Below are 7,830 nucleotides of genomic sequence, written 5' to 3'. Positions count from 1 at the left end.
GGCTGGACGTGGTGACGGCGGCCGTGGTGGCCGCGACGGCGGCAAGAACGCGCCGCCTACTCCAATAGGTGGTGTCCACAACATTCCTTCGGAAGGGGCGCCTGGCGATGGCTCAGATTCGATGCCACATCGCCTGACAGAGAACGGCGTATAGACAGACAGAGAGAGGCTCATTGGTCACGTGAATGCCCGCGACTCCAGCGGAGTCGAGCGGGGAGCACGGAAGATGCGCTCCGTGACCTTATACAGAAAACGGCACGTTGAACACCATCGAAAACTCGCAAGATTCACCCTCGAGGAAGACGCCCGAATCTCGTCAATATTTCCTCCACGCGCCCTACAACCTTTTCTGAATGTGACTCACATCACCTACTGGGCCTTCCTTTTGTCCTACTTGCCTAAAATTGTTCGTTGGACAGGTTCCTGGACGAGGTGTTCCTATGTTGGTGATCAACGGCGGCTTACGGCCGTCGATTGAGTCACCTCGACGCCCCTAGTGCGTGCGGCTCCCGCATGGGATGAATGGTGATGAATTCGCTGGAAGCGGGGGGGCTTCCGGGGATGCTCGGCACATCTGCGAGTGCATATTCTGTTGGTCGAAGAGAGACCTTCCCTCCCATTGATGCACCTTCCGGAATTTATGCCGGAACTGACGACTGGGAAAGTAATGAAGGTACGTAGCGCGATTGCGCGAACTGTTTGTGTGGCCCTTGGCGCGAGCGCTTTGGCGTGGCTCGCGACAGCGGGGGGCCTGTCCGGCGGGTCCGCCCCGGACCGTGCCACGGCGATGAAGGCGATCGCCGACGAGGGTCCGGGCTATGCGGTCGAGGACTTCGGCTACCCGAACGCCGACAAGATCCTCGCGGAGCAGGGCATCACCCTCAAGCGCGGCGACGGCCACATCCTCCTCGCCGACTGCGCGAGCGGGACCGACCTGCTCCAGGTCATGACCCGCGAACAGAGCAGTCTGATCTGCTTCCGCGTCACCGGAAGCAGCGGCTACCTCGCCCTGGAGATCCCCGCGGTCCACGCCGTGAAGGGCAACAACTACGCCACGCAGGTCGACATGACAGCAGGCGAGGAAAGCAAGTCGTTCGACATCACCAAGAACAAGTGGACCGGGGTGGGCGAGAGCGCGGACCCGGAGGGCCGCGACTTCATGCTCATGGAGATCAGGACCGCTGCCACCCAGTAGCACCACCACGGCAGCGCCCCGAGGACCTGCCTGCATCATCTGCTCACACCAGCTGCTGTGCGCGCACGACTTCGTCCGTGCGTCCCGGTATCCCGTTCCGAAGGAAGATTCATGTCTGCACCCCGTCCGCGTTCCACGCGGGCAACCGGCTTGCTCCTGCTCACCGCAGCGGTCTCGACAAGCCTGCTCTCCGCCGGTCAGGCCTTGGCCGTCGCGGGTCCTGAGGCCGATGTCGGCCAGTACGCCTACGCCGCGAAGCTGAACATCGGTGACGAGGCCAACAGCCGCGCCTGCACGGCCGTTCTCGTCGACGCCAACTGGATCCTCACTGCGGCGAGCTGCTTCGCCGATACACCGGGTCAGACTCCGCCGGCCGGCAAGCCGAAGCTGAAGGCAACCGTCACACTCGGCAGTGGCTCCGCGGAGATCGCCGAACTCGTGCCGCGCAGCGACCGGGACGTGGTGCTGGCCAAGCTCACCACACCCGTCACCGGAGTCACTCCGGCGAAGTTCGCCTCCACAGCCCCCTCGGCGGGCTCCGCGCTGACGGCGGCCGGGTTCGGCCGGACCAAGACCGAGTGGGTGCCGGACAAGGTCCACACCGGGTCCTTCACCGCAGGCGCCACCACCGCCACCGAAGTACCCCTGAGCAGCGCGAGCGGCACCACGGACACGATCTGCCAGGGAGACGCTGGCGGCCCTGTCCTCAACACCGATGGTGAAGTCACCGCGATCAGCAGCCGGTCCTGGAAGGGCGGCTGCCTGGGCACCAACCCCACCGAGACCCGCACCTCAGCCATCTCCGTACGCACCGACGACCTGCGCGAGTGGATCGACACAACCCGTGCACAGGCGCCCGGGTGGAAGACCCAGGCGCTGGTGCAGTCCGGCAGCAGTATTTACCAGGCCACCCGCGTCAACGACGGCTCGTGGACCGGCTTCACCGACGTCCAGAGCAAGGCCACCAGCATCGGTGGTATTCGTACCGCGGCCGCTGCCGGCATCGACAGCGCCACCCACGTCCTGGCGGTCAGCAACAACGGTGGCCTGTTCCACACCGTCCGCAACCCCAACGGCACCTGGGCCGCCTTCGGTGACGTCTTCCCGATGACCAACAGCCTCGGCGGTCTCACGCAGGTCTCCGCCGTCTCCATCGGTGGCGACCTCCACGTCGTCGCGGTCGCCAGTGGCAAGGTCTTCCACACCATGCGCAAGGCCGACGGGAACTGGACCAGGTTCGGTGACCTCTCCGCCGTGGCGGGCCAGATCGGCACCGTGACCTCCGTCGCGACCGCGGCCACCGCCTCGGGCCAGCTCCAGGTCGTCCCCGTCGCCGGAGGCAAGGCCTTCCACACCATCCGCAACGCCGCCGGGCAGTGGAGCGCGTGGGGCAACATCGCCGCCGCGGCAGGCGACCGCGGCCCGATCAGCTCGGTGAGCATGGCCGGCATCGGTGGCGACGCCCACATCGTCATCGCCACCGACAACGGCACCCGCCAGCACCACGGCATGCGCAACGCCAACGGCACCTGGGAAGCCTTCGCCGAGCTGAATGGTGTCCTCGGCACCATCACCACCAAGTCCGTCGCCGCAGCGGGTGTCAACGGGGAGCTCCAGCTCACCGTCACCACCACAGACGGCAAGGTCCTCCACACCACCCGCCGCACCGACCGCACCTGGGCCACCACCCTCGCGGTCCCCGGCCTGCCGGCCAACCCGGGCCAGATCACCATCACCGCCACCCTGAACAACTAACACTCACCACAACGCGGCGGCGTTTGATCACCCCGAAACCGTCACCTACCTCGGTCAAGAGATGGCGGCCCGGGCGACGGCGCGGCTCCCTTCCCGCGTGCAGGGAGCCGCCGCGTATGCCCTCTCCCCGGGATCGGCTCCGGAAGCTGCAGGGGGTGGGACGCCTACCGTGTCCACAACCCCTTACAGCAGGGCTGTTTCAAAGTCTGAACGGCGGCGTGCAGCTGCAGGTCACGGTGGTGTGACGTCGATCGGTCGTCCCGTCTCTTACGCATCGAAGCTCCGGTTGGAGCGGGTGACCGATCAAGTCGACCTGCTGAACCGGAGCTCCGCTGTGCCGTCACTCTGCCAGCGCCTGTTTGACCAAGTCTCCCTCGCGTCAGCACCGCGCACATCCTGGACCGTCGCAGAGGTTGGCCACGCTGGGCGTTACCACACCGGTCAACCTCCAGGGCATCACCGGCGCTCTGGGTGGCCTCAGCACCACCGGCACCCTCCGACCTAGGGGTCTAGGGGTCAAGGCCGATTCCTGGCGCCAGGCGCCGGCCACACGGCCGCCCCGCAACAGAGCGCGGCCGTCACAAGACGGGGCGCCTCCTGAGACGGCAGCCCAGGTATGACGGTCCGTACACGCTCCGGCCATCGGACTGCCGCTTCGGCCTACCTGGCTGCCGCCAGCGCCTGCGGCATCCGTGCCAAGGGCTGCCCAGTGACGAATACCGTCTCGGCCCCCGACAGCCAGAAGGCCGTCACCCGCGCTCCCGTCAACAGCTCCACCACCTTCGGCGAAGTCTGTGACGCCCCGTGCGCTCCACCCGCGTGCCGGATTCCGCATCACCGTCTGATTTCCACCGACAGACCCGTCCTAGGAGTCCTGAACATGAACCGAATAGGCCGCATCGCGGCTCTGACTGTTGCGCTGGGCGCAGTGGTCACCCTCTCTCCTGCAACTGCCACTGCCACTGCCACTGATGCCGCGGCACAAACCGTGGCCGGCCGTATGCCGCTGGGCCCCGAAGGCTTGGTGACCGTGGCGAGTCCCGTCCAGGAGCCCAAGGCGGGGGTCACCTACCAAAAGTTCACGCAGGGCCAGGCAACCGATGTGTGGTCGGTCGAGCTCAAGATCCCGCACGGCACCACGGCCTCCTGGACGGTCGGAAACAAGTTCTACGCCGATGACTTCGTCCAGGGACAACTGGCGGCCAAGCAGTTCACCGGACGGGTCGACACCCGGGAAGTACCGGCCGGACCGGAACTGGGGAACGGCTTCCTGCAGCACACGGTGCGCGTGGGTTCCTTCGGCCATGACCGGCCCGCGGAGGCGGACGCCCTGCTGCAGTCGCTGCAGCAGGCTGGATTCACCGGCCGGACCGTCTACACCGCGCTGGACGGCAACGAGAGCACCGGCCCGTGGGAAGTCCGTGTGGTGAAGGTGGACCCGTCGGCCGCCGTCACGTTCAAGGCCGTCCACGGCAGCGACGTCTCGTCGGCGGAGACGGTACGGGCCATGGGCGCCGCGGCCGGTGCTCTGGTAGCGGTGAACGGCTCCGACTTCGACGTCAACTCGCCGAGCAATCCGTCCTTCTCCGGCTTCGGTGGCGATCCGCAGGGCCTCTACGCACAGGGCAACAGTCTGCTCAGCGAGGCCAACAACGGCCGTACCGCGCTGCTGCTCGACGGAGCTCAGTCCAGGATCCGCGTCGACGAAGTCAGTTCGCGGACCCAGGTGACCGCGCCCGACGGGCAGGTTCGGGTGGTCGACGGCATCAACCGTGCACCGGGACGCAACGTCGGATGCGGCGGCGTTGGCGCGGACATTCGCGCGGACGGATTGGGCAACACACCCGAACTGAAGCCGTGGCGGAACACGTTGTGCGTCGACAACGACGAGATCGTCATCTTCCGGCCGGAGTGGGGCAGCAACACGCCCGCGGCGCGGGCGGGGGTGACCAACATCGTGGACGTCGTCATGGACGGGAACTGGGTCGTCCAGGAACTGCGCGCTCCCGGCGGCCAGATCCCCGCGGGCAGCCGCGTCATGCAGGGAATCGGCGCCGGCGCAGACTGGCTGCGCGAGCACCACGTGGTCGGCAAGGCGTTCAAGCCGGGCACGAGCATCACCGACTCCCTGGGCGCGTCGGTCACCAGCCCCACCCTCTCCGCCGTAGCGGGCGGCGGGCCCGCCCTGGTCCGCAACGGCGAAGTCAAGATCAACGCCAAGACCAACGGCATGCTCAACCTCCCCCACGAGACCCTGAGCGGCGCCGCCGTGCAGCGCCACCCCCGCACCCTCGCGGGCGTCACCGCGGCAGGGGAACTGCTGCTCGTGACCGTGGACGGAAGGCTGCCGCAGACCAGCGTCGGCGTCACCCTCCACGAAGCCGCGGACCTCATGAAGTGGCTCGGCGCGAAGGACGCCCTGAGCCTCGGCTCCGGGGGCGACACTACCCTCCTGATCAACAACACCCTCTACAACCGCCCCATGGACGACTGGCGGGCGCCCACGCCCACCGAACGCAAGGTCGGCAACGCAATCGTCGTCGTCGGCTGACAACGATCGTGCCGGGTCAACGGACGCACTGACGGCTGGAGCACAACAGGCAGGTGCCCTCCCCCAGGGCATTCGGGGAGGGCACCTGTCTGTCAGCCGCTTGCGGCTAGAGGTCCCAACAAAGGAGTTAGACGCGGTCTTACGCTCCTGCGGGAACACCGGCTGCACCGCAAGGGCGACCGAGACGAATGCGATCCAGAGGTAGATCACCATCGCGCCGAGCAGCAACGACAGGACGAGCAGGGAGACCGACCCGACAGCCAGGGTCCAGTCGGGCTCAGGTATAGACGCTGCCAGGTGATCACACGGTCTGCGACACGCAGCGGGCGGCGGTAGCGGCTCACGATGTAGCGACGGCCGTGCTCGCGGTACAGCGGCACGTCGCCGGTACGGGCCAAGCAGTCCAGCGCCTCGCCGAGCAGCCACTCGTCACTGCCCTCCGTGAAGGCGCTGGCGCGCCACGCCTCCAGGTGAGCTGCTCCTGCCCCGCAGCTGGGTCGTCGAACGCACCCTGGCCTGGCTGATGCACGCCCGCCGCCACGCACGCGACTACGAACGACTCGTCCAGCACAGCGAAGCCCTCATCACGTGGGCCGCCATCGCCCTCATGACCCGCCGCATCACCCAGTAGAAGAAGACCCCCACCACCCCCGCCTTCAAGAAGGCTGATTGAGCAGCACGAACGCGACGGAGACTAGCCTCGATCTTTCGCGACGGCCCGCCGAGGGCTGGCTCCCGCCGGAGAGCCCCGCCGGCCGGCCGCCTCTGTCCGCATGGTCCCGCAGGCAACACCGACGGTCGGGCCCTGCCTGCTCCAAGGCCGTCTTGGCTGTTGAGAATGTTCCGGGGCGCGTACAACCAATGCCAGGTGTTCATCCGTCTGATCATCGTGAAGAAGATCAATCTCGCCCGTACGGCGATCACGACAGCAGCGACCCTCACCCTTCTGGGCACTACCGCCCCCATGCCGGCGCTCGCCGACGACACGCCCACCGCTCCCCCGGCGGTGACGACTGGCGCCCTGTTCAACGACCCCACCAGCACCGACAAGGCACAAAGAAACGCGATTCACGACCATCTGGTCAGGCTCACGGACGGCGCCGTGCCCGGCTCCACAATCGAGATCTCCACCTTCCTGTTCTATTCTCCGACGCTGTCCCAGCACCTCGTGGCGGCGCACCTGCGTGGCGTGCACGTCCAGGTGCTCCTGGACGGCAAGTACGCCAACGACACGAACCTCGCGTACACCACCCTCGCCACCGGCCTCGCGAACAAGCCGGCCGATTCGGGGAACTCCTGGGTACGTGTGTGCGACGCGGAGAAGGCGTGTCTCGCGCAGGACCCCGAGCCGAACAGCAGCTATCAGCAGGTCAACCACAACAAGTTCTACCTGTTCTCCCAGACGACCGGCAGTGCCACCGCGACGACGGTGGTGCGCAACGTGGTCGTGCAGTCCTCCTCCAACATGACCTCGAACGACTTCAACAAGTTCTGGAACGACGCTCTGACGGTTACCGAGAACGCAGAACTGTACGAGGGCTACGACGCGTACTTCCAGGAGCAGGTCGCAGCGCAGGCAGGGTTCAAGCCTCGTCTCTCCGACGTACTGATGGACAAGCAGGCGGGTCGGGCCAAGGCCTACTTCTTCCCCAGGGCTACCACGGGCCCCGGCGGGGGACCTAACGACGTCATCCTCAACATCCTCAACACGGTGGACAACCCCGTCCCCGGAAGCCAGGTCTGTCACGGCAACGACGCTGGTTACGGCCTCGAGGGTCGCACCGTGATCCGCATCGCGATGGGTGGGTTTAACCGACCGGAGGTCGCCAAGAAACTAGCCGAACTGGACCAGGCGGGCTGCTACGTCGACCTCGTCTACGGCTCCCTCGCCGGCGACGGCGAGGCAGAGGCCATCCTCAAGACGTCCAAGCCCCCGTACAACGGCGTCGCCATGCACGAGCTTCAGGCAACTCCGGAGGGTACGGGAACCACCTCCCACACCAAGTACCTGCTCATCGAGGGCACCTACAACGGCAAGAAGAACCAGAAGATCGTCTTTACCGGCAGCCACACCTACACCAACTACGCCCTGATCGGTAACGACGAGGCACTGTTGAAGTGGGACGACTCCAACAGCGACCCCACGCAAACCACTGTGTTCGACGCCTACAGGGAAAACTTCCGCACCCAGCGCGCGGTTGCGGACGCCCAGAGCGCGCAACCCTATCCGCCGCGGGTCTGTACGGTCAACGGTGGATCTTCGACCAGGAAGTGACACCTGATGACAGACGTGACCGTGTCGGCGGAGGCCGTGGCGGAGGTACAGCCG

4 protein-coding genes and 1 pseudogene are annotated in these 7,830 nt (G+C 66.5%); all 5 read left to right on the top strand.

The window, feature by feature from the left end:
* Positions 1–667: 667 nt before the first annotated feature.
* The 5 genes and pseudogenes from ACIQV3_RS40260 (at position 668) to ACIQV3_RS40240 (ending at position 7,776) form a co-directional block, all read left to right on the top strand.
* Complete coding sequence (locus ACIQV3_RS40260) at positions 668–1,195, top strand: hypothetical protein (protein ID WP_403722275.1); 528 nt, start codon at positions 668–670, stop codon at positions 1,193–1,195.
* A gap of 111 nt (positions 1,196–1,306) precedes the next feature.
* Positions 1,307–2,950 carry a trypsin-like serine protease gene (locus ACIQV3_RS40255; RefSeq protein ID WP_403722272.1) on the top strand — a complete coding sequence of 548 codons (1,644 nt, stop codon included), beginning with the start codon at positions 1,307–1,309 and terminating at the stop codon, positions 2,948–2,950.
* A 1,030-nt stretch (positions 2,951–3,980) separates the two neighbouring features.
* Positions 3,981–5,501: a phosphodiester glycosidase family protein gene (locus ACIQV3_RS40250; protein WP_403722269.1), complete on the top strand. Its 1,521-nt coding sequence runs from the start codon at positions 3,981–3,983 to the stop codon at positions 5,499–5,501.
* A 469-nt stretch (positions 5,502–5,970) separates the two neighbouring features.
* Positions 5,971–6,132 (top strand): annotated as a pseudogene (locus ACIQV3_RS40245) (IS5/IS1182 family transposase); the annotation flags it as partial.
* A gap of 237 nt (positions 6,133–6,369) precedes the next feature.
* Positions 6,370–7,776, top strand: coding sequence for a phospholipase D-like domain-containing protein (locus ACIQV3_RS40240; protein WP_403722266.1), 1,407 nt, complete (start codon positions 6,370–6,372; stop codon positions 7,774–7,776).
* The last annotated feature ends 54 nt before the right edge of the window (positions 7,777–7,830 follow it).

This window comes from Streptomyces sp. NPDC099050, assembly GCF_044759865.1.
Classification (GTDB): domain Bacteria; phylum Actinomycetota; class Actinomycetes; order Streptomycetales; family Streptomycetaceae; genus Streptomyces.
Note: the sequence above shows the minus strand (reverse complement) of the source record. Positions and strands in the feature narration are given on the sequence as shown.